The sequence below is a fragment of the Nocardiopsis sp. TRM 82005 genome, assembly GCF_056312425.1.
Map to the genome: position 1 here is coordinate 101,514 of NZ_JBWDTQ010000001.1, position 22,264 is coordinate 123,777.

Below are 22,264 nucleotides of genomic sequence, written 5' to 3' on the forward strand. Positions count from 1 at the left end.
GTGTGGCGGGGCCCCTCCCGGGCTGGTGGCATCCTGAACCCATGAACCAGCCACTCACAGTTGAGCAGATCCGACGGGCGCCGAAGGTACTCCTGCACGACCACCTCGACGGCGGTCTGCGTCCGGCCACCGTCGTGGAACTGGCCAGGGAGACCGGCTACACCGGTCTTCCCACCTACGATGCGGAGGAACTGGGCCGGTGGTTCCGCGACGCCTCCGACTCCGGCTCCCTGGAGCGCTACCTGGAGACGTTCGCGCACACCACGGCGGTCATGCAGACCCGTGACGCCCTCGTCCGGGTCGCCGCCGAGGCCACCGAGGACCTGGCCGCCGACGGTGTGGTCTACGCCGAGCAGCGCTACGCCCCAGAGCAGCACCTGGAGGCCGGGCTCACCCTGGAGGAGGTCGTCGAGGCCGTCCAGGAGGGCCTGGAACTGGGGGAGAAGCGCGCCGCCGAACAGGGGCGCAGCATCCGCACCGGGCAGCTGGTCACCGCGATGCGGCACGCCGCGCGCTCGTCGGAGATCGCCGAGCTGGCGGTCCGCTACCGCGACGCCGGCGTGTCCGGATTCGACATCGCGGGCGCTGAGGCGGGCAACCCGCCCACCCGCCACCTGGACGCGTTCGAGTACCTGCGCCGCGAGAACTTCCACTTCACCATCCACGCGGGTGAGGCGTTCGGGCTCCCCTCCATCTGGGAGGCCCTCCAGTGGTGCGGGTGCGACCGCCTGGGCCACGGCGTGCGCATCATCGACGACATCACCGTGGACGAGTCCGGCGGCGCGCCCCGGCTGGGGCGCCTGGCCCAGTACGTGCGTGACAAGCGGGTGCCGCTGGAGATGTGCCCCAGCTCCAACGTGCAGACCGGGGCCGCCGAGTCGATCGCCGGGCACCCCATCGGGATGCTGCACGACCTGCGCTTCCGCATCACAGTCAACACCGACAACCGCCTACAGAGCGGTACCAGCCTGTCGGAGGAGTTCGCCCGGCTCTCGGAGGCATTCGGGTACGGCTGGGACGACATGCAGTGGTTCACGGTCAACGCCATGAAGTCGGCCTTCCTGCCCTTCGACGAGCGCCTGGCGCTGATCAACGGAATCATCAAGCCCGGCTTCGCGCAGCTGAAGTGGGCCACCACCTGATGGACGGACCGAACCCCACCACCCACTACTCCACCGTCACGCGGGTGGCGGCGATCGTGTGGATCGTCGTCGCGGTCCTGCTCCTGCTGGACGTGGTCTGGCGCGGTGAGGGCCGTCAGGCCTGGATCGCCGGTGCGCTGCTGGTCACGACGGTCTCCGTCGTCTACCTCGTGTGGCTGCGCCCGCGCGTGGTCTCCACCGAGCGCGGTCTGAGGGTGATCAACCCGCTGCGTGAGACTTTCGTGCCGTGGGCCTCGGTGTCCTGGGTGGACGTCACCGACGTCCTGCGGGTGCACACCCCGCGGCGCATCGTGCGCTCCTGGCCGCTGCGCGAGACCAAGCGCCGGAAGGTCCGTGACAACATGCGGCGCGATTCGGGCTACCTCGATCCGGGGAACGAGGACGAGGACCCGGCCGGGATGCGTCCGGTGGACCTGGCGGCCCGGCAGCTGCGTCAGGACGCCGAGCGGTACAAGACGCGTCCGCTCAGCGGACCGATCAAGGACGTGGACGAGGCGGGGCCCGCCGCGCTGGGTGCTGAGGACGAGCCGCAGACCATGGTGCCCCTGGAAGTGATCGTGGTCATGGCCGCGACAGCGGTGCTTCTCATAGCGGTGTTCCTGCTGGCCTGAGCGCTGCCCCCTTCGGACCCGACCCGGCCCCACCCCCGTGTGGCGGCCGGGTCCGCTGTTCGCCGGGTACGGGGTTGACGCACCCACGTAGATCTGGTTAGGTAAGGCATGCCTAAGGGGAAGGTTCCGGGCGGGCGGGCTTCGCGCGGATGGCCATCCACCCGGGAGCTCCCCAGGGCACGCGCGCGGTCCAACTGAATAACGGGAAGAAGAGAAAGGTGTCCGGGTCGCCAGTCCAACGGGATCTGCGGGGATCTCGCGCGACACGAGGCACCGGGGCAAGCACTACCTCCGGCCGGACCGCGGTCGGTGCCGTCCACCCCATGGCCTCGGGGTGTACGCTCGCCACGCCGGTACCGAGCGGCCCGGCCGGAGGTGCCCCACCACAGGACGCGCGGCCCGGACGGCCGCTCGTCCGCACCGGCTCCGCCGGGCCTATGCCCGGGTGAGCACCCTGTTGAGCAGTTCGCCCAGCCTGCGCGCCCGCTGGGTGACGACCTCCAGGGCACGCTCGGGATCGAAGGGTTCGAGGACCGCGCCGACGGCGTCGTTGCTGATCATCGCCAGTCCCAGCACCTCGGCGTCCATCTCCACGGCCGCGATGGCCTCCAGGGCGATCGACCGCCCCACCATGTCCGCGCCCGCCTGGTGCAGCACCTTCAGCTCCGCCGGGGTCTGCATCTGCGGTCCGACCGTGGACACGTACACGCCCTCGGTCAGTGTCACGTCCACCTCGTGGACGACCTGTCGCAGCCGGGGACTGTAGGCCTCGGTCAGGTCCACGAACGAGGCGCCCACCAGCGGGGACCGGGCGGTCAGGTTGATGTGGTCCCGGATCACCACGGGCTGCCCCGGGGCGAAGTCGGTGCGCAAAGACCCGGCCGATCCCGTCAGCACGGCGGTCGTCGCGCCCGCGGCCACGCCCGTGCGTACCGTGTGGGCGATCTCCAGCGGGTCGTAGCCCTCGTAGAGGTGGACGCGTCCCATGAACACGGCCACCCGTTTGTCACCCACCCACATGCTGCGGACCTTGGGCGAGTGCCCCTCGGCTGTGGGTGCGTGGAAACCGGGCAGCTCGGTCACGTCGAACTCGATGTCGTACGAGCCCAGTGTGTCCACCGCGCCCGCCCAGCCCGAGCCGAGTACCACCAGCATGTCGAAGCGGTCGGCTCCGGCACGGGACAGCAGTTCCCGCGCCGCGTCGGCCGCCAGCTCCTTCGCCTCACCAGTGGTCTTCGGCCGCTGCTCTCGTTCCATCACACGACGGATGCTACAGCCGGAGGACCGGAATGATCCGGAACGCGGGTGCGTGTGTCCCACTTCGCGGAACTCGCGCGCGAACTCCCGGATTCAGAGGTCCGATCGGAACCAACGCCTCACCCACGGGCCGCCTGACCAGGGGCGGGGCCGGCTTCCGCGCGGCGTGGACGGACGCGGGCGGCATCGTGGACCGCTCTGTCCGGGGCGCCTGCTATTTCCGCCGGTCGGCATGGACGACAATGGAGGGAAGCGATGAAACCAGGTGGTGCTCCGCCATGCTCGCATATCGTCCAGACCGGCAAACGCGCGTGGCGGCCCAGCCGCAGAGGGAGTGAGGCAGCGTGACGAAGGTCGTGATCATCGGTGGCGGACCCGGGGGCTACGAGGCGGCGCTGGTCGCGGCGCAGCTCGGCGCGGACGTGACGGTGGTGGAACGCGACGGAATCGGCGGTGCCTGCGTCCTCACCGACTGCGTTCCGTCCAAGAGCCTGATCGCCACGTCCACCCGCACCACGTACGTACGCGAGTCCGACAGCCTCGGTATCCACATCCACGACGCCCACGGCAAGGCCGCGGTCGAGGTGGACACCGACAAGATGAACTCCCGGATCAAACGCCTGGCCCAGGCGCAGTCCGACGACACCCGTGCCCGCCTGACCAAGGAGGGCGTGCGGGTCGTCAGCGGCGAGGCCCGCCTGGTCGACCCGCACATCGTCGCCGTCGGCGACCAGCGCCTGCGCGCCGACGTCGTCCTCATCGCCACGGGCGCCCATCCCCGTGAGCTGCCCACCGCCAAACCGGACGGCGAGCGCATCCTCACCTGGCGCCACCTCTACGACATGGAGGAGCTGCCGGAGAAGCTGGTCGTGGTCGGCTCCGGTGTCACCGGCGCCGAGTTCGCCAGCGCCTACCAGTCCCTGGGGGCCAACGTCACCCTGGTCTCCTCCCGGGACCGGGTCATGCCCACCCAGGACCCCGACGGCGCCGAGGTGCTGGAGGACGTCTTCATGCGCCACGGCATGACCGTCCTGAACCGGACCCGCGCCGAGTCGGTCGTGCGCACCGACGACGGCGTGCTCGTCACCCTCTCCGACGGTCGCACCGTGGAGGGCAGCCACTGCCTGATGACGGTCGGCATGATCCCCAACACCGACGACCTGGGGCTGGAGGAGGCCGGTGTCCGCCTGGGCGGCGGCGGGTTCGTGGAGGTCGACCGGGTCTCGCGCACCACCGTCCCCGGCGTGTACGCGGCGGGTGACTGCACCGGTGTGAACATGCTGGCCTCCGTGGCGGCCATGCAGGGCCGTATCGCCATGTGGCACGCGCTTGGTGAGGCCGTCGCCCCGCTCAAGCTGTCCACCGTGGCCTCCACCGTGTTCACCCACCCCGAACTGGCGGCGGTGGGCGCCAGTGAGGACGACGTGCGCAGCGGCCGGATCGACGGCCGGTCGGTCACCCTGCCGCTCAACACCAACCCTCGCGCCAAGATGAACGAGGTCGAGGACGGCTTCGTCAAGCTGATCTGCCGCCAGCACACCGGGATCGTGCTGGGCGGCGTCATCGTCGGCCCGCGCGCCAGCGAGCTCATCCTGGGCGTGTCCATCGCCGTCCAGCAGCGCCTGACCGTGGACGACCTCGCGCACACCTTCTCGGTGTACCCGTCGCTGTCCGGCAGCGTCACCGAGGCCGCCCGCTCCCTGATGCTGGCCTCCCCGGAGTAGACCCCCGCCCCTACGGTCCCTCGGGGTCCGCCGAGCGTCCGGCCGCGACGCTCGCCGCGGGCCCCGGGAACACCGGCGGGACCTCACCTCCTTACCCGGTCTTGACCCGCATCGAGTAACGTCTTGGTGTGATCTGTCCCAAGTGTCAAAGCCCCATGCGAACGTTCGACCGACAGGGCGTCCACATCGACCGGTGTGACGGCTGCCAGGGTGTCTTCCTGGACCGCGGTGAGTTGGAGAGCATCGTGGACGCCGAGCAGCGGCATTACGGTGTAGCGCCGCCCCCGGATCCCCACGTCCGGCCGCAGTCCTACCCCCAGGCCCCGCCGCCCGCCTACCCCCGGGGCGGCTACCCGGACTCCCCGAGCGGTTACCGGGGCGGCTACCAGGACTCGCCGCGCGGATACAGCGGCTACCGGGACTCCCCCCGTCCCTACCGCAACCGCCGCAAGAAGAGCTTCCTGGAACAGCTCTTCGACTGAGCCGGCCCGGCCGAGCGCCCTTCACAACCCGACCGAGGAAATCCGTGCACCCGCTGATCTGCGTCCACTGCGGGGAGCTGGACGAGACCCCCGACACCGCCGCGGGGGTCTCCGTGCTGCGCTGCGCGTCCTGCCAGCGCACCCGGCCGTTCCTGCGCCTACCCCTGTACTGCGTGTCGGGGCCCAGCGGCACCGGCAAGTCCACCATCGCCGGAATGCTGCTGGACAGGCTCCGGGACCGCTTCGTCGTCCTGGAACAGGACCTGCTGTGGGTCGGCGGGCTCCGTGATCCGGCCGACCACCACCGTCTGTTCCGCTCCACATGGCTGCGCACCGCCGCCATGGTCCAGCAGAGCGGACGGCCCGTCGTGCTGTGCGGGACCGTGGTTCCGCCGGAGCTGGAGCCCCTGCCCGAGCGCGCCCTGTTCAGCGACGTCCACTACCTCGCGCTGACATGTGAACCCGACGTCCTGGCCGCGCGCCTGCGGGCCCGCCCCGCCTGGCGCGGGTGGGACGGGGAGCGGATCCGGGAGAACCTGGAGTTCGCCGCCTGGGTGGAGGCCGAGGCCGGCCTCATGCGGCCCCCGCTCACCCTGGTCGACACCACGCACACCGAGCCCGCGGACACCGCCGCGGCCGTGTGCCGGTGGATCGAGGACGTGCACGCGGCGGCCGCCGGCCCCGAACCGGCGTCCTTCCCAGAGTGACCCCTGGGGGCGCCGGCCGCCCGTGACGGGCGGCGCCACACGGCTCGCGGCGCCGGCCGCTCCCCGCCGCACCGGCCCGCTCCGGCCATGGAGAAGGCCCCGGGCACCGGGCCCGGGGCCTCTGGACGGCCGAGGTCCGGCGGGGCTCAGAAGTCGAAGCCGCCGAAGTCCCCGAAGTCGCCGCCTCCGCCGAAGTCGTCCCCGCCGCCGAGGTCTCCTTCGCCGCCGACGTCCCCGGCGCCCATGCCCATGCCCATGCCCATCATCGACCCCATCATGGAGCCCATCATCATGCCGGTGAACATGCCCATCATCATGTTCATGCCGAAGTAGCCGCTGGCGTAGGGCGAGTAGGCCGGCCCGGCGTCGTAGTACGGGCGGCGCTCGCCGTCCACCTCGACCAGGCGGACGTCGGGCTGCCCGCCGGTGCGCACCGCCTGGGCACAGGCCGCGCAGGCGGTGACCTCGCGGGGCGCGCCGCCGGGCGGGGCCCAGACGACGTCCTCCACGGACGGGCCGTGCTGCGGGTTGAAGAAGCAGGGGCCGCGCCGCTCGGGTACCGGGTCGCCGTTCATGCGGGCCCGGGTGGCGGTCATGTAGTAGCGGCCGTCCTCCAGGGCGCTGGTGACCAGCCGGACCTGCTCGGGCTCCTTGATGGTGTCCAGCAGCGACTTGGCCTGGTCGTAGGCGTCCATGGCCTGGGAGTAGTCGTTGCGGGTGGCCTCGTCGACCTCGGACACGTCGATCTCCAGGCGGGCGACGTCCTCGCCGAGCCGGACGACGTCCTCGGTGGCCATCTGCCTGATCTCCTCAAGCTGCTTGGCCTTCTCCGCCTCACGCTTCTTGCGGCTGTTGTAGACGAACCAGCCGCCCGCGGCGACGATCACCAGGAGGAGGCCGATCAGCACCAGGCCGGAGGCGGTGATGCCTTCGGAGGGGGCCTCCTGGGCGGTCTGGGACTCGGCCGCGTCGGGCACGGCCACGAGCGTGTCGATCGGGTTCTGGTTCCCGTTGGCCAGCGCGGTCTCGCGGACCGCCTCGGTGTCCGTGATGTTGGGGGACGTGACGAAGAAGGAGTCCGACCCGGAGAGCACGCCGTAAGCGCCGTCGCCGACCTCGGCCATGACCGGGTCCATGAAGGACTCGACCCCGGCGTTGGACGTGGCGTTGCCGCTGGGGATGATCACGTAGTAGACGGGGACGTCCGCGCCCGCGTCCGCGGCGGCCGTCTCCAGGGCCTCCTCGTCGGAGGCCGGGATCTGGTCGATACTCGGGTCGATGAAGACGCCGTCGCCCTCGAGTTCGTCGACGACGGCCTGGGTGTCCGGCAGCTCGGGCTGGGTGTCGGCCGAGGCGGGCACCACCGCGGCGCTCACCGTCGCCGCCGCGAGCCCGGCGGTCAGCACTGTGGGTGTTACCAAGTGGCGCAGCATGATCGTTTTTCTCGCCTCCCTCATCACAATGACGAACGGACACCCCCTCGCGGTTCCCGGTGTACCCGTTCTCACCGACGACGGGAAGCCGCGCGGCCCGCCGGGGGACTCCGGCGGGCCGCGGCGGACGTGGGGAGCGGGCCTCAGCCCCGGCTGGCGGATCCCGCGGGGACCTTGCGGACGTCCGGGTCGTCCTCGGCCTCCTCGGTCCCGGCGTCGGCGTGGGCCTCGTCCAGCGGCACGAAGCCGGAGGCGTCGCGCGGCGCGTGGTAGCGGGCCACGTCCAGGATGCCCTCACGCTTGGCGACGATGGTCGGGATCAGCGCCTGACCGGCGACGTTGACCGCCGTGCGGCCCATGTCCAGGATCGGATCGACGGCCAGCAGCAGACCCACGCCCTCCAGGGGCAGGCCCAGGGTGGACAGGGTCAGGGTCAGCATGACGGTCGCGCCGGTGGTACCGGCGGTCGCGGCCGAGCCGATCACCGAGACGAACACGATCAGCAGGTAGTCGGTGAGGCCGAGGCTGATCCCCGGGAAGAACTGGGCGATGAAGATCGCCGAGATCGCCGGGTAGATGGCGGCGCAGCCGTCCATCTTGGTGGTGGCGCCGAACGGCACGGCGAACGCGGAGTAGTAGCGCGGGACGCCCAGGTTCTGCTCGGTGACCCGCTGGGTGACGGGCATGGTGCCCATCGAGGAGCGGGACACGAAGGCCAGCTGGACCGCGGGCCACACGCCGCTGAAGTACTTGACCGGGGACAGGCCGTTGAGGCGGGCGAGCACCGGGTAGACGACGAACAGCACCAGCAGCAGGCCGAGGTAGATGGTCAGCGCGTACTTGCCGAGTGCGCCCATGGTGGTCCAGCCGTAGCTGTACACGGCGTTGCCCAGCAGGCCGACGGTGCCGATCGGGGCCAGGCGGATGACCCACCACAGGGCCTTGAGCACGACCTGCAACGCGGAGTCGGCGAAGTTGATGAACGGTTCCGCGGCCTTGCCGACCTTCACCGCGGCGATGCCCAGGACGATGGCGATGACGATCAGCTGTAGGACGTTGAAGCTCAGTCCGGCGTTGAGGCTTCCGTCGTCGGCGGCGGAGACGTTCGCGCCCAGGCCCAGGAAGTTGGCCGGGACGATGCTCTCGATGAAGGCCATCCAGGAGCCGGTGCCGGAGGGGTCCTCGGCCGTGGTGGCGTCCACGGCGCTGTTGACGCCGGGCCGGACGGTCAGGCCGAGCGTGATGCCGATGGCGACCGCGATCAGGGCGGTGGCGCCGAACCACAGCAGGGTCTTCCAGGCCAGCCGTGCCGCGTTGGTGACGTTGCGCAGGTTGGCGATGGAGGAGATGACGGCGAGGACGATCAGCGGCGGCACGATCGTCTGCAACAGCGTGACGAAGGTCGAGCCGACGGTCTGAAGGGTGACGGCGAGCCAGTTCGGCTGGTCGTCGCCGACCGGGCCGATCTGGAGGGCGACGATGCCCAGGACGACGCCGAGGCCCAGGCCGGTGAGGACCTGGGCCGCGAACGGGAAGCGAAGCGTTCTGCGCTTGCTGGAAGTGCCTGTGCTCTGTGCGGACACGGGTTGGGACTCCAGAGGACGGTGAAGGCAGCCGGAAACGCACCCGGCGCGGTCGGCGCGGCGGGGTTCCGACTCGGGGAATGAACGGTTGCCACCAAGGGGGACGGCACGGGGCAGGGTGTGCGGCGCGCTGCCCGGACGGGCGCGCGTGAACCTAGCTACACGCTTGAGAGCTTCGGCGGCACAGGTCGATGTGCCACCTTCGCGTCAGTCCCCAGATGTTCGTCACAAACAAGGACAATAACTCTCTTTGCCCGTCTGTTCCATACATGAGTGTCGACAACTTTCTGTCCCCGGAGCCACATCGTCCAATGTGCGGGCATCGTGGCGCGTCTTCCCAGCCGAGGGTGCGGCAAGGATCACCCTCGGCGGGGCGGTGGCGAGTGACGGGGCCGACGTCCTGCGGAGCTGGCCGAGGAGCCGTCGCGGCCTCCGGTTCTGGCAAGGTGGGGCGGGAGCACGGCGCCACCGTGCCTCTCAGCACCAACAGAAGGAGGGACGATGATCCTCATCGTCGTCAAGTTCCGGGTCAAGCCCGAGATCGGGGACGGCTTCCTGGACGCGGTCGCCGACTTCACCGCGGCCACCCGCGCCGAGCCGGGCAACCTGTGGTTCGAGTGGTCCCGTAGCGTCGAACGCGAGAACGAGTTCGTGCTCGTCGAGGCGTTCGAGGACGGCGCTGCCGAGGCGCACGTCAACAGCGACCACTTCCGCGACGGGCTGGCCGCCATGAAGCCGCTGCTCACCGAGACCCCGCTCATCATCAGCCGGGTCGTCGAGGGCGAGGGCTGGGACCGGATGGGCGAACTGACCGTCGACGCCTAGGTGTACTGACTTGAGAGGTTAGGTACGCGGGAGGCGGGAGGGCCGCCGAGCACACCGTGGAGGGCCGTGCCCAGGCGGCCGCCGATACGGGCCGCGCCGACGTGGGTCGTGCGAGCCGTAGAGGGCCTCCTGGTAGCCGGTGGGACGTCGCGATCCGCACCGATACCGGAGGCCCTCACCTGTGTCCAGCACCCATCAGGGTGTTTCACCTGTTACCAGCGTGCCGGGACGACACACCTAGGCGTCCTTGATCTCGCAGACCACCGCGCCGTTGCCCACGGTCTCGCCCGCGGCGATCTTCAGACCGGTGACCGTGCCGGCCCTGTGCGCGTTGAGCGGCTGCTCCATCTTCATGGCCTCGATGACCACGACGGTGTCGCCCTCGGCGACCTGCTGGCCCTCCTCGGCCACCAGCTTGACCACGGTGCCCTGCATCGGCGAGACCAGCGAGTCACCGCTGGCCGCGGCGGCACCGCCGCCCTTGCGCGAGGACCGCTTCTTCCTGCCGCCGCCCGCCGCCGGGGCCGCGGCGGCCGAGGCGCCCAGGCCGGCGGGCAGTACCACGTCGACGCGCTTGCCGCCCACCTCCACGGTGACGGTCTCGCGCTCGCTCTCCCGGGCCTGGCCCGGCTCACCGGACCACGGCTCGATCCGGTTGTCGAACTCGGTCTCGATCCACCGGGTGTAGACCCCGAACTCCTGGTCCGCGTCCCGGGGAGCGAACGCCTCATCGGAGACCACGGCCTGGTGGAAGGGGATGACCGTGGGCATCCCGCCGACCCGGAACTCCGCCAGCGCGCGCTTGGAGCGCGCCAGCGCCTCCTGACGGGTGCGCCCGGTCACGATGAGCTTGGCGACCATGGAGTCGAAGGCCTGGGGCACCGTGAACCCCGCCTCGCAGCCGGTGTCCACGCGCACGCCCGGACCGGTGGGCAGCGCCAGCTCGGTGATGGTGCCCGGGGCGGGCATGAAGCCCCGTCCGGCGTCCTCGGCGTTGATGCGGAACTCGAAGGAGTGCCCGCGGACCTGGGGGTCGCCGTAGCCCAGCTCCTCGCCGTCGGCGGCGCGCAGCATCTCGCGGACCAGGTCGATGCCGGTGACCTCCTCGGTCACCGGGTGCTCGACCTGTAGGCGGGTGTTGACCTCCAGGAAGGAGATGGTGCCGTCGGTGCCCACGAGGAACTCGCACGTACCGGCGCCCACGTACCCGGCCTCGGCCAGGATGGCCTTGGAGGAGGCGTACAGCCGCTCCATCTGGTCCGCGGTCAGGAACGGGGCCGGGGCCTCCTCCACCAGCTTCTGGTGGCGGCGCTGGAGCGAGCAGTCGCGGGTGGAGACGACCACGACGTTGCCGTGGGTGTCGGCCAGGCACTGGGTCTCCACGTGCCGCGGCTTGTCGAGGTAGCGCTCGACGAAGCACTCGCCGCGGCCGAAGGCGGTGACGGCCTCGCGCACGGCCGACTCGTAGGCGTCGGCGACCTCCTCCAGGGAGTAGGCGACCTTCAACCCGCGTCCGCCGCCGCCGAAGGCGGCCTTGATCGCGATGGGCAGGCCGTGCTCCTCGGCGAAGGCCACGACCTCCTCAGCGGACTCCACCGGGTCGGGAGTGCCCGCGACCAGCGGGGCACCGACCTTCTGGGCGATGTGGCGGGCCTGGACCTTGTCGCCCAGCGCGGTGATCGCGGCGGGGGGCGGGCCGATCCAGGTCAGCCCGGCGTCGATGACGGCCTGGGCGAAGTCGGCGTTCTCGGCCAGGAACCCGTAGCCGGGGTGGACGGCGTCCGCGCCCGTCCGGGCGGCCACGGCCAGGAGCTTGGCGACGTCCAGGTAGGAGTCGGCGGGGGTGGACCCGCCCAGGGCGTGGGCCTCGTCGGCGATCTTGACGTGCAGGGCGTTCAGATCGGGTTCGGCGTAGACGGCGACGCTGGCCAGGTCGGCGTCGCGACAGGCGCGGGCGATGCGCACGGCGATCTCGCCGCGATTGGCGATCAGTACTTTACGCACGGTGGGAAATCCTTCTGCTGTGGCGTGGGGCGGGGTAGTGCGCCGACCGCTTGGTGAAGAGTCTGGGGACGGGGGAGCACAGGGGTCACCTCGTGCTCAGCCGCCAAGCACCGGGGCCGGGCCGCAGGGGGGCGCGCAGCCCCCGCGAGCGGCCCCGCCACCCGGACGGGCGCTCCGGAGCCGGCTTCTCGGCGGCCCGGGCGGCGGCGGCACGCGCGCTGAGCACCGCGGTGAGGACCGCGAGCTCCTCGTCGGTCGGCTCGCCTCGCACCACGGTCAGGTGCGGCGGGTTCTCCGGCGCGCTCACAGCGGGATGTTCCCGTGCTTCTTGGGCGGCAGCTGCTTGCGCTTGTTCCGCAGCGCCTTGAGGGACCTGGTGATCTGCACGCGGGTCTCGGAGGGCATGATGACCCCGTCCACGTACCCCCGCTCGGCGGCGGAGTAGGGGTTGAGGAGGGTGTCCTCGTACTCGCCGATGAGCCGGGTGCGCTCGGCCTCGACGTCGTCGGCCGCGGTCAGGGTGCGCCGGTGCAGGATGTTCACCGCGCCCTGGGCGCCCATGACCGCGATCTGCGCGGTGGGCCAGGCCAGGTTGACGTCCGCGCCCAGGTGCTTGGAGCCCATGACGTCGTAGGCGCCGCCGAAGGCCTTGCGGGTGATCACGGTGATGAGGGGGACCGTGGCCTCGGCGTAGGCGTACAGCAGCTTGGCGCCGCGGCGGATGATGCCGTCCCACTCCTGGTCGGTGCCGGGCAGGAAGCCGGGCACGTCCACGAAGGTCAGCACCGGGATGTTGAAGGCGTCGCAGGTGCGCACGAAGCGCGCCGCCTTCTCGGAGGCGTCGATGTCCAGGCAGCCCGCGAAGCTCATGGGCTGGTTGGCCACGACGCCGACGGACCGGCCGTCCACGCGGCCGTAGCCCACCACGATGTTGGTGGCGAACTGGGAGTGGACCTCCAGGAAGTCGCCGTCGTCCAGGACGGCCTCGATGACCGTCCTCATGTCGTAGGGCTGGTTGGCCGAGTCCGGGATGAAGGTGTCCAGGGCCAGGTCGGCGTCGGTGGCCTCGTCGCCCGGGGCGTCCTCGGGCGGCAGGACCGGCGCCTCCTCCAGGTTGTTGTCGGGCAGGTGCGAGAGCAGCGTCTGCACGTACTCGATCGCGTCCTGCTCGTCGGAGCCCATGTGGTGCGCCACGCCCGACTTGGCGTTGTGGGTCCGGGCGCCGCCCAGCTCCTCCATGGAGACGTCCTCGCCGGTGACCGTCTTGATGACGTCGGGGCCGGTGATGAACATCTGCGAGGTCTCGTCGACCATCACGATGAAGTCGGTCAGGGCGGGGGAGTAGACGTGGCCGCCCGCGGCGGCGCCCATGATCAGGGAGATCTGGGGGATGACGCCCGAGGCGTGGGTGTTGCGCTTGAAGATCTCGCCGTACAGGCCCAGCGCGACCACGCCCTCCTGGATGCGCGCGCCGCCGCCCTCGTTGATGCCCACGACGGGGCACCCGTTGGTGAGGGCGTGGTCGAGGACCTTGAGGATCTTCTCGCCGTAGACCTCGCCCAGCGACCCGCCGAAGACGGTGACGTCCTGGCTGAACACGGCGACGGGGCGTCCGTCGACGGTTCCGTGGCCGGTGACCACGCCGTCGCCGTAGGGGCGGTTCCTCTCCAGACCGAAGCTGGTGGAGCGGTGCCGGGCCAGGGAGTCGAACTCCACGAACGATCCCGGGTCGAGTAGGGCGTCGATCCGCTCGCGTGCGGTCATCTTGCCTTTGGCGTGCTGTTTCTCAACGGCTCGCGCCGATCCGGCGTGTACGGCCTCGTAGCGGCGTCTTTGCAGGTCGGCGAGCTTGCCCGCAGTGGTGTGGATGTCGATCTCGTCCGCGGACAGTGGTTCAGGGGCTTCGGTGGCCATAACTACGCAGGTTAACCGCGCGCTCGCCGCGCCCGGGAACCGAGCCCTGGGTTACTCGTCGGTAGGTGGGCTTCGGCACAGCCCTCCCCGGAGTCTGGTGCTCCGCGTGAACGGAAGGGGCCCGCGACCGGAAAACGGCGTGAGGGAATGTGCATCCCTTTATCCGGAGCAACAATTCTTAACGCTCGGGCAAAACATCGAAAATGCGCCCCCGCGCACCTGGCGGCGGGTGCGATCTCTGTAGGGTCAGGGACCATGACAGCGGTAAGCGCAGAACGTGACAGTGCCCGGCAGGAAGTTCCCGAACAACTCAGGAATGACGTCAAACTGCTCGGCGAGATGCTCGGAACGGTCCTCGCCGAAAGCGGCGGCGAGGACCTGCTCGCCGATGTCGAGAAGCTCAGGCGCGCGGTGATCGGTGCCCGCGACGGCTCCGTCACGGGGAAGGAGATCACCGCGATCGTCGCGGCCTGGCCGCTGGAGCGCGCCAAGCAGGTGGCCCGCGCCTTCACCGTCTACTTCCACCTGGCCAACCTGGCCGAGGAGCACCAGCGGATGCGGGCCCTGCGCGAGCGCGACGACGCCGCCAACCCGCCCCGGGAGTCCCTCGCGGCGGCCGTGCGCGCCGTCCGCGAGACCGACGGCGGCGAGGAGCGCCTCAACGAGCTGGTCGCGGACATGGAGTTCCACCCCGTGTTCACCGCGCACCCCACGGAGGCCCGCCGCCGTGCCGTTTCCACATCCATCCTGCGCATCAGCGCCCAGCTGGACGCCTGGCACGGTTCCCACGAGGGCAGCAGCACCGCCGCCGAGGCCCACCGGCGCCTGCTGGAGGAGATCGACCTGCTCTGGCGCACCTCCCAGCTGCGCTACACCAAGCTCGACCCGCTCGACGAGGTGCGCACCGCTCTGGCCGCCTTCGACGAGACGATCTTCTCCGTCGTCCCGCAGGTCTACCGGAGCCTGGACGCGGCCATCGACCCCGACGGCACCGGTGTGCGCCCGCCCCGCGCCACCCCCTTCGTCCGCTACGGCAGCTGGATCGGCGGCGACCGCGACGGCAACCCCTACGTCACCCATGACGTGACCCGCGAGGCCATGCTCATCCAGTCCGAGCACGTGCTGCGCGGCCTGGAGGCCGCCTGCGACAAGGTGGCCCGCACCCTGACCGCCTACTCCAACCTCACCCCCGCCAGTCCCGCGCTACTCGACGCGCTCTCCGCGGCCAAGGCCGGACAGCCCGCGCTGACGGCGGACATCGGGGCGCGTTCGCCCAACGAGCCGCACCGCCAGATGCTGCTGCTGGCCACCGCACGCCTGCGCGCGACACGCGAGCGCGACGCCGACCTGGCCTACCCCGACGCCGACGCCTTCCTGGCCGACCTGCGTACCGTGCAGGAGTCCCTGGTCGCCGCCGGCGCCCTCCGCCAGGCCTACGGCGAGTTGCAGCACCTGGTCTGGCAGGCCGAGAGCTTCGGCTTCCACCTCGCCGAACTGGAGATCCGCCAGCACAGCGAGGTGCACGCCGCCGCGCTGGCCGAACTGCGCGAGGGCGGGGCCCGCTCCGAGCGCACCGAGGAGGTCCTCGCCACCATCCGGGTGATCGCCTGGATCCAGGAGCGCTTCGGCGTGGAGGCCTGCCGTCGCTACATCGTCAGCTTCACCCGCTCGGCCGAGGACATCGCGGCCGTGTACGAGCTGGCCTCCCACGCGCTGCCGCCCGAGCGCGTGCCCGTCCTCGACGTCATCCCGCTGTTCGAGACCGGCGCCGACCTGGACGCCTCGCCCCAGGTGCTCGACGGCATGCTGAAGCTGCCCCAGGTGCAGAGGCGGCTGGAGGAGGCCGGACGCCGGGTGGAGGTCATGCTCGGCTACAGCGACTCGGCCAAGGACGTCGGCCCGGTCAGCGCCACCCTGCGCCTGTACGACGCCCAGGCCCGCCTGTCCGCGTGGGCGCGCGAGCACGACGTGCGCCTGACCCTCTTCCACGGCCGCGGCGGCTCCCTCGGCCGCGGCGGTGGACCGGCCAGCCGCGCCCTGCTGGCCCAGGCGCCCGGCTCGGTCGGCGGCCGGTTCAAGGTCACGGAGCAGGGCGAGGTCATCTTCGCCCGCTACGGCCAGACCGCGATCGCCCGCCGCCACATCGAACAGGTCGGCCACGCGGTGCTGATGGCCTCCACCGACGCCGTCCAGGAGCGCGAGCGCTCCGCCGAGCGCAGGTACCGCGGCTACGCCGACACCATCGCGGGCGCGGCCCAGGAGACCTACCTGGAGCTGATCAACACCGAGGACTTCGCGGTGTGGTTCTCCCAGGTCAGTCCGCTGGAGGAGCTGGGCGAGCTGCGCCTGGGATCGCGCCCGGCGCGGCGCGGCGCCGCACGGGGGCTGGGCGACCTGCGCGCGATTCCGTGGGTGTTCGCCTGGACCCAGACCCGGGTCAACCTGCCCGGCTGGTACGGCCTCGGCACGGGCCTGGCCTCGGTGGAGGACACGGGCATGCTCCAAGCCGCCTACCGCGACTGGCCCATGTTCTCGTCCCTGTTGGACAACGCCGAGATGAGCCTGGCCAAGACCGACCGCACCATCGCCGAGCGCTACCTGGCCCTGGGCGGTCGCCCGGAGCTAACCGAGCGGGTGCTCAGGGAGTACGACCTCACCCGTGAACTGGTGCTCAAGGTGACCGGGCACAGCCGCCTGCTGGAGAACCGCTCGGTGCTCTCCCGCGCGGTCGACCTGCGCAACCCGTACGTGGACGCGCTGTCCCATCTGCAACTGCGCGCCCTCGAAGCCCTGCGGGGCGAGGAGGCCGACACGCTGTCCGAGCAGGACCAGCAGCACCTGGAGCGGCTGCTGCTGCTCTCGGTCAACGGTGTGGCCGCCGGCCTGCAGAACACCGGCTGACCCCGCCCGTGCGCGACGGCGCCCCGCACCCGGAAGAGGTGCGGGGCGCCGTCGCGCGTCCGTGCCGCGGTCGGACCCGGACCGGCCGAAGCCTCCAGCGGAGCCCCGCCTCCGGCGGCTGGACGGTGAGGGCGCACGGTCGCCGGCGTGCTGGTTTCGGGCCGCCCCGCGGGCACCGGTTTCCGGTGGGGCCGGGGCGCTGCTGTAATGGGGGTATGGCCATCGCACCCGACTCCTTTCCGCGCCCCCCGCTCGACGCGGCGGCGCTCGACGCCGTCCTCGTCCGCCCGGGCGGCATGTGGCACCGGATCGAGGTGCTCTCCGAGGCCGGGTCCACCAACACCGAGCTGGCCGGGCGGGCCCGGCGGGGCGCCCCGCACGGAAGTGTGCTGGTCACCGAGCACCAGACCGCGGGGCGCGGCCGCCTCGGGCGCGGCTTCTCCACCCCGCCTCGCGCCGCACTCACCTTCTCCCTACTGGCCCGGCCCGAGGTGCCCGCCGGGAAACTGAGCTGGCTGTCCTCGCTCATGGGCGTGGCCGCCGTCGGCGCCGTACGCCGGGTGCCGGGGGTCAAAGCCGCCCTCAAGTGGCCCAACGACCTCATCGTTCCCGCGGATCTGCGCTCCGAGCCCGGGTCGGCCGACGGCAAGCTCGCCGGCATCCTCTCCGAGGCCGACTTCTCCTCGAACACGGCGGGGGTGGTCGTGGGGATCGGGATCAACGTCTCCCAGAGCCGGGCCGAACTGCCCGTGGACACCGCCGTCTCCCTGCGCGGGGAGGGCTCCGGCGGCCTGGACCGGGGCGCCCTGCTCGCCTCCGTCCTGGGCGAGTTCGAGGAGCTGTACACGGTGTGGACCGCCGCCGGCGGAGACGCCGAGGCCAGCGGCCTGGCCGCCGTCTACCGGGACATGTGCACCACCATCGGCCGTCGCGTGCGGGTGCACCTGCCCGGCGACCGGTTCCTGGAGGGCACCGCGACCGGCGTCGACTCCGACGCCCGGCTCCTGGTGGAGGGCCGTGGCGGGGAACGGGCGCTGAGCGCGGGCGACGTCGTGCACGTACGCCCCGGTTCCTGAGCGCGGCCCCACCCACGCGCCCGCCCGCCTTGTGCCATGATCACCGGTATGGCTATCGCGGACCGCTACCTCTCCGACGACGAGGAACCCGTCCACGTCGCGCGCCAGCACTGGACCGTCCTGGCGGGCGAGTTCGCGGCGCTCGTCCTCATCATCGCGGCCGTGGGCGCCGCTCTCTGGTTCGTGCCCTGGGACCAGGACTGGAGCCTCGCGGCCGCGGGGGGCGTGGCCGCCGTCGGACTGGTCGCCGCGCTGGTCCTGTGGTTCGTGCCCATGCTCAGGTGGTCGTCCACCGTCTACATCCTCACCGACCGGAGGCTGATGATGCGCGACGGCATCGTCTCCCGCAAGGGCCGCGACATGCCGCTCACCCGTGTCAACGACGTCGCCTTCAGCATCGGTCTCTGGGAACCTCATGGGATACGGAACCCTGTCCGTCCAGTCGGCCTCCGAGCAGGAGGGGATGGTCCTGCGGCGAGTACCGCGCCCCCAGCGGTTCCAGGCCGAGATCTACCGGCAGGTCAACGACGCCCAGAGGCCGGAGTACCCCTCCGGGCCGCAAGGGTGAACCCCTTCCGAACGCGCCCTGCCCTTCCGGGGAGTGACCGCGGGCGTAAGCTGGAGGGGAATCCAGTGCCGTGCCACCGGCCGGTGACGAAGTGACTGCTCCCCGCTCCGACGGGGATGGCCCGTGAAAGAGAACGTATGTCGTCGCGTCCCGACCCGAAAGCGATCGAGTCCGCCCTGCTCGGCGGTGAGGCGGTCTACACAAGGGAACAAGCGATCGAACTCGCCGGCGCCGACGCCGAGTTGGCCGGGCGCATCTGGCGCGCCCTCGGCTTCCCCAACCAGGGCGACGACACGGTCACCTTCGCTGAGAGCGACGTCGAGTCGCTGCGTATCGCCAATTCCCTGCTCCAGGAAGGCGTCCTGGACGAGGAGGGCGTGGTCCGCTTCGCCCGCGCGATGGGGCAGACCATGGCGCGCCTGGCCGACTGGCAGACCAGCATCCTGAGCACGCTCATCTTCCAGGAGGGCGAGGACGCCGTCAGCCCGCTGATGGGGCAGGTCAAGGAGCTGCTGCCGGACGTCGAGCGGCTCCTGTTGCACATCTGGCGCCGCCAGCTCTCCGCCTCCGCGGCCCGCACCCTCGCGGTGATGTCCAACGGCCAGGACACCGTGCCCAACTACTACCCGCTGATCGTGGGGTTCGCCGACCTGGTCTCCTTCACCACGTTGAGCCGCGAACTGGACGAGGTCGAGCTGGCCGGGGTGGTCGAGGGCTTCGAGGCCACGGCCGCCGACATCGTCGCCTCCGGGGGCGGCCGCGTTGTCAAGACCCTCGGCGACGAGGTCCTCTACGTGGCCGACTCCCCGGCCGAGGCCGCCGACATCGCGCTGCGCCTGGCCTCGGGGGTCAAGACCCACGTGGAGGTACCCGACGTCCGGGTGGGCCTGGCCTCCGGGCCCGTCCTGACCCTGCACGGCGACGTGTTCGGCACGACCGTCAACCGCTCCAGCCGCCTGACCTCCTTCGCACGTCCCGGCACGGTCCTGATCGACGACAACCTCGCTGAGAACCTCGCCGACGAGGAGGGCCTACAGGTGGTCAAGGTGCGTGCCCGTCACGCGCACGGCCTCGGGCTCATCCAGCCCTACGCTCTGCGCCGCAACTTCGAGCCCGCGGGCTGAACCAGCGCTCGCCCCGCTTCGGGCGCACGTGTGCGGGAGGGGCCGGCGGGGATAGGCTCGAACGAATCGGTCCAGTCAGCGAGAGGACAGGTGGTGAGTCGGTGAGCATCCCTTCCCCCCTCCAGCGTCTGCGCACCTCGGGCGTCGTCAGCCTGGAGGGAGGAGAGCTCGGCGTCGAGAACAACGTGTGGATCGTCGGCGACGAGGACAGCGCGATCGTCATCGACGCCGCGCACGACGCCGAGGCGATCGCGCGCGGTCTGGGCGATCGCGAGCTGATGGCGATCGTGTCCACCCACGGGCACAGCGACCACGTCAACGCGGCCGTCGCACTGGCCGACCTCGCCGACTGCCCGATCCTGCTGCACCCCGACGACGCCGAGCTGTGGCACCGCGTGCACCCGCAGCGCGAGCCCGACGCCCCGCTGCTGCATGGCGAGACACTGGTGGTCGGCGACGTGGAACTGGGCATTCTGCACACGCCGGGCCACACACCCGGCGGGGTGTGCCTGTACGCGCCGAGGCTCGGGACGGTCTTCACCGGCGACACCCTCTTCCCGGGCGGTCCCGGCGCCACCGGCCAGTCGTTCTCGGACTTCTCGACGATCATCTCCTCGATCCGCGACCACCTCGTGGAGCTGCCGGGGGACACGGTCGTCCGCCCCGGCCACGGCGAGTCCACCACCGTCGCCGAGGTCGCCGGGCACCTCGACGACTGGGCCGCGCGCGGCTTCTGACCCGGTACCGTCGCCGCCCCGCCCAGAGACGTTCGCCACCGGGGATCGGCGCCCCGGACGAACTCCCCCTGACCCGGACGCCGCCCCACGGAGCGGTGCCCGCACCATGAGATGAAGGGCCTCGACCGGACCACCGAGCAAGGCCCTGTCACGTGCGACTATTGCGGTGCCGTCAGCAACTCCGAGGCGAACTGGCGAGCGTGGGGAGCCAGATGCGCGTGTAGCGCGCCGCGCTCGGCCGCTTGGATGATCTCAGCGCAGATCACCAGGTGCGCCACCTGCTACCAGGATTTACAGGTACGGCAACGATTTTCGCGCGTCGTCGTTCAACGATGGATCGTCGAACCCGGCCACCGCACAGGCCGATCCGACGTGACTGCGCCCCCGCTCCTGGGACTCCTGGGACGGGGGCGCTTCGTCATTACCGGTTCAGGCCGTAGGGCTCTCTGTCATTACGAGCTGCCCGAGGTCGAGGCGCTCGGCTCGGCGCGCGAGGGTACCCACGGCGCGGACGTGCGCGACACCCAGAACCGCGAGTCCGGGCACCTGACCTTTGACCGCTCGGAGTGGGCCGCTCTGGTACACGCCGCCGCACGCTAGTGGGCTGACCGGATACGTTGCCGGTGTGACTGGAGTGCTCCACCCCCGGATGATCTTGTACTTATAGCGAGGTTGGAGCGCCGAACCTCGCTATAAGTACAAGATCACGGCGGATGAGGGCGCGCCGGTGACCCTTTACGGTCACCGTGCTGGTCCCGCCCGGGCCGAGCTGGGCCTCCCGCCCCGTCGGACCCCCGAGGACCGCCCTCGGGGGGCCGACGCTTTCCGGAGACCGCAAAAACAATAAATCCGGACAAGAGGAATACTTTGGATGGGGGTAGCAAATACGGCTGTCCCCTTTTCTGTATGCTCTGAGCTGGGCAGACACGCTACGGGCGAACTTTTTTCGGCTGTTTCTGCGAAAGCCGCGCCTGGATTGTTCGGCTGTGCTCTAATCTGGCTGCGAACACACAACTCAATCCACACGATGACCCCGCGACGGTTGAACGCCGCCCGGGGTCGTGGCCAGCAACTTCGTACCTTTAGAGACAAGGATTGCCAGCGTGCTCCAGTTTAGCGCTGCGCTTCTCAGCCGTGCCCTCGGCCCGCTGATCGCGCTCTTCTCCTCCCCGTGCGGACGCCACTCGAACGTAGCCGGCCGCCGTCGCCGCCGCTCCACGCGCGTGCGCCGCTACGCACCCGCACCACTGCCCGCTTCCGCCGAAGCCGCGTCGCCTCCGGCGCCTCTGGCTCCGCCCAGCGAGGCCGTCCCCGCCGAACCCGTCGCCCTCGTGCGGCCCTACTACGCCGCCCACGAGCGCCTGCGCGCATCCGCGAACCCCGTTCCCCCGCCCCGCGTTCCCGCGACCCGCAGCGCCGAACCCGACGAGGTCCAGCGCGCCTTCGACCGTGTCCGGGAACGCGCCGCCGCCCTGCTCCAGCAGTGGAGGGACGACCCCGGCGGCGACCTGCTCGGCGAACCCGCACCCCGGTTCGGGGCCGTGCGCCCCACCAGCACCACCAGCCCCACCCGGTACGCCGAGTGGGACGAGCTGACCTCCCTGACCCGCGTCTGGATCGAGCAGCGGCGCCAGGGGGTTCCGGCATGAGCAGCCTCCTGTACTGGGAACCCCGTCTCTACCGGGGCGGCCTGGCCGACCTGTCCACCGCGCGCGGGGACCTGGCCGGGGACATGGCCGGCTTCGACCCGGACCTGGTCGCCACCGTCCAGCTGTGCCTGCACGAGCTCCAGGCCAACGCCTGCAAGTACGGCCGTGCGGGCGGTGAGGTCTCCCGCCAGTTGGACGTGAACACCGGCCACGTCCTGACCCTGACCGTGGGCAACGACCACGGCTCCGCCCCCGGCGCGGTCCCGCGCGTCCCCACCGAACGCACCGGTGAGGAGTGGGTCTGGGCCGAGGGCCAGCGCGGCCTCCTCCTGGTGGAGAACCTCGCCACCGGCTGGCACCACTACTCCTGGCCGGTGTGGTCGGGCCTGGGGATGCTGGTGCGGGCCTCCTTCGCCCTGGACCCCGCCGAGGTCCCCGACGGACCGCGCCCCTTCGCGTTCACCGGCTGACCCCGGGGGGCGAGCGGTGCCCGTGGGCGGACGGCC

At 71.1% G+C, this 22,264-nt stretch carries 19 protein-coding genes and 1 pseudogene; 14 read left to right on the plus strand and 6 right to left on the minus strand.

Annotation, left to right across the window (positions count from 1 at the left end; genetic code table 11):
- Positions 1 to 41 precede the first annotated feature (41 nt).
- Positions 42 to 1,142, plus strand: coding sequence for an adenosine deaminase (locus AC0T5L_RS00420; RefSeq protein WP_476163281.1), 1,101 nt, complete (start codon positions 42 to 44; stop codon positions 1,140 to 1,142).
- On the plus strand, positions 1,142 to 1,774 hold the full coding sequence (locus tag AC0T5L_RS00425) for a PH domain-containing protein (RefSeq protein ID WP_476163282.1): 633 nt from the start codon (positions 1,142 to 1,144) through the stop codon (positions 1,772 to 1,774). The genes AC0T5L_RS00420 and AC0T5L_RS00425 overlap by 1 nt, the downstream gene beginning before the upstream one ends.
- A 435-nt stretch (positions 1,775 to 2,209) precedes the next feature.
- Here the strand turns inward: AC0T5L_RS00425 and AC0T5L_RS00430 are convergent, their stop codons facing one another.
- Entirely contained in the window at positions 2,210 to 3,031 is an 822-nt protein-coding gene (locus AC0T5L_RS00430; protein WP_476163414.1) for a purine-nucleoside phosphorylase, read from the minus strand.
- A 344-nt stretch (positions 3,032 to 3,375) separates the two neighbouring features.
- Here AC0T5L_RS00430 and AC0T5L_RS00435 point away from each other — a divergent pair, with 344 nt between their 5' ends.
- The 3 genes from AC0T5L_RS00435 (at position 3,376) to AC0T5L_RS00445 (ending at position 5,944) form a co-directional block, all read left to right on the plus strand.
- Positions 3,376 to 4,755 (plus strand): NAD(P)H-quinone dehydrogenase, encoded by a 1,380-nt coding sequence (locus AC0T5L_RS00435; RefSeq protein ID WP_476163283.1) that lies wholly within the window; start codon positions 3,376 to 3,378, stop codon positions 4,753 to 4,755.
- 128 nt (positions 4,756 to 4,883) lie between these two features.
- Positions 4,884 to 5,237 (plus strand): TFIIB-type zinc ribbon-containing protein, encoded by a 354-nt coding sequence (locus AC0T5L_RS00440; protein ID WP_476163284.1) that lies wholly within the window; start codon positions 4,884 to 4,886, stop codon positions 5,235 to 5,237.
- A gap of 44 nt (positions 5,238 to 5,281) precedes the next feature.
- A complete protein-coding gene (locus tag AC0T5L_RS00445) occupies positions 5,282 to 5,944 on the plus strand; it encodes an AAA family ATPase (RefSeq protein WP_476163285.1) in 663 nt (220 codons plus the stop codon).
- A gap of 146 nt (positions 5,945 to 6,090) precedes the next feature.
- Here the strand turns inward: AC0T5L_RS00445 and AC0T5L_RS00450 are convergent, their stop codons facing one another.
- Together AC0T5L_RS00450 and AC0T5L_RS00455 are read right to left on the minus strand one after the other, a co-directional pair.
- Positions 6,091 to 7,350, minus strand: coding sequence for a chemotaxis protein CheA (locus tag AC0T5L_RS00450; protein ID WP_476163415.1), 1,260 nt, complete (start codon positions 7,348 to 7,350; stop codon positions 6,091 to 6,093).
- A gap of 170 nt (positions 7,351 to 7,520) precedes the next feature.
- On the minus strand, positions 7,521 to 8,960 hold the full coding sequence (locus AC0T5L_RS00455) for a dicarboxylate/amino acid:cation symporter (RefSeq protein WP_476163286.1): 1,440 nt from the start codon (positions 8,958 to 8,960) through the stop codon (positions 7,521 to 7,523).
- A 501-nt stretch (positions 8,961 to 9,461) separates the two neighbouring features.
- Here AC0T5L_RS00455 and AC0T5L_RS00460 point away from each other — a divergent pair.
- Complete coding sequence (locus AC0T5L_RS00460; RefSeq protein ID WP_476163287.1) at positions 9,462 to 9,785, plus strand: putative quinol monooxygenase; 324 nt, start codon at positions 9,462 to 9,464, stop codon at positions 9,783 to 9,785.
- 237 nt (positions 9,786 to 10,022) lie between these two features.
- On the opposite strand, the gene AC0T5L_RS00465 is transcribed toward AC0T5L_RS00460, so the two are convergent.
- From AC0T5L_RS00465 to AC0T5L_RS00475, 3 genes are all read right to left on the minus strand, one after another.
- Positions 10,023 to 11,789: an acetyl/propionyl/methylcrotonyl-CoA carboxylase subunit alpha gene (locus tag AC0T5L_RS00465; RefSeq protein WP_476163288.1), complete on the minus strand. Its 1,767-nt coding sequence runs from the start codon at positions 11,787 to 11,789 to the stop codon at positions 10,023 to 10,025.
- An 85-nt stretch (positions 11,790 to 11,874) separates the two neighbouring features.
- Complete coding sequence (locus AC0T5L_RS00470) at positions 11,875 to 12,096, minus strand: acyl-CoA carboxylase subunit epsilon (RefSeq protein ID WP_476163289.1); 222 nt, start codon at positions 12,094 to 12,096, stop codon at positions 11,875 to 11,877.
- Positions 12,093 to 13,703: an acyl-CoA carboxylase subunit beta gene (locus tag AC0T5L_RS00475; RefSeq protein ID WP_476163290.1), complete on the minus strand. Its 1,611-nt coding sequence runs from the start codon at positions 13,701 to 13,703 to the stop codon at positions 12,093 to 12,095. Before AC0T5L_RS00475 ends, AC0T5L_RS00470 begins: the two co-directional genes overlap by 4 nt.
- A gap of 255 nt (positions 13,704 to 13,958) precedes the next feature.
- On the opposite strand from AC0T5L_RS00475, the gene AC0T5L_RS00480 reads away from it, so the two are divergent.
- The 8 genes and pseudogenes from AC0T5L_RS00480 to AC0T5L_RS00515 all read left to right on the plus strand — a co-directional run bounded on the left by AC0T5L_RS00480 (position 13,959) and on the right by AC0T5L_RS00515 (position 22,228).
- Positions 13,959 to 16,604 (plus strand): phosphoenolpyruvate carboxylase, encoded by a 2,646-nt coding sequence (locus AC0T5L_RS00480; RefSeq protein ID WP_476163291.1) that lies wholly within the window; start codon positions 13,959 to 13,961, stop codon positions 16,602 to 16,604.
- 215 nt (positions 16,605 to 16,819) lie between these two features.
- Positions 16,820 to 17,680, plus strand: coding sequence for a biotin--[acetyl-CoA-carboxylase] ligase (locus tag AC0T5L_RS00485; RefSeq protein ID WP_476163292.1), 861 nt, complete (start codon positions 16,820 to 16,822; stop codon positions 17,678 to 17,680).
- 48 nt (positions 17,681 to 17,728) lie between these two features.
- Positions 17,729 to 18,248, plus strand: a pseudogene (locus AC0T5L_RS00490) (PH domain-containing protein).
- 137 nt (positions 18,249 to 18,385) lie between these two features.
- On the plus strand, positions 18,386 to 19,372 hold the full coding sequence (locus tag AC0T5L_RS00495) for an adenylate/guanylate cyclase domain-containing protein (protein WP_476163293.1): 987 nt from the start codon (positions 18,386 to 18,388) through the stop codon (positions 19,370 to 19,372).
- A 101-nt stretch (positions 19,373 to 19,473) separates the two neighbouring features.
- Positions 19,474 to 20,109, plus strand: a complete 636-nt coding sequence (locus AC0T5L_RS00500; protein ID WP_476163294.1) for an MBL fold metallo-hydrolase — start codon at positions 19,474 to 19,476, stop codon at positions 20,107 to 20,109.
- A gap of 372 nt (positions 20,110 to 20,481) precedes the next feature.
- Entirely contained in the window at positions 20,482 to 20,709 is a 228-nt protein-coding gene (locus AC0T5L_RS00505) for a DUF397 domain-containing protein (RefSeq protein ID WP_476163295.1), read from the plus strand.
- Between the two features lie 503 nt (positions 20,710 to 21,212).
- Positions 21,213 to 21,758, plus strand: a complete 546-nt coding sequence (locus AC0T5L_RS00510; protein ID WP_476163296.1) for a hypothetical protein — start codon at positions 21,213 to 21,215, stop codon at positions 21,756 to 21,758.
- The gene (locus AC0T5L_RS00515) at positions 21,755 to 22,228 is read left to right on the plus strand and encodes an ATP-binding protein (RefSeq protein ID WP_476163297.1); all 474 of its coding nucleotides are present in this window, start codon (positions 21,755 to 21,757) and stop codon (positions 22,226 to 22,228) included. Before AC0T5L_RS00510 ends, AC0T5L_RS00515 begins: the two co-directional genes overlap by 4 nt.
- Positions 22,229 to 22,264 lie beyond the last annotated feature (36 nt).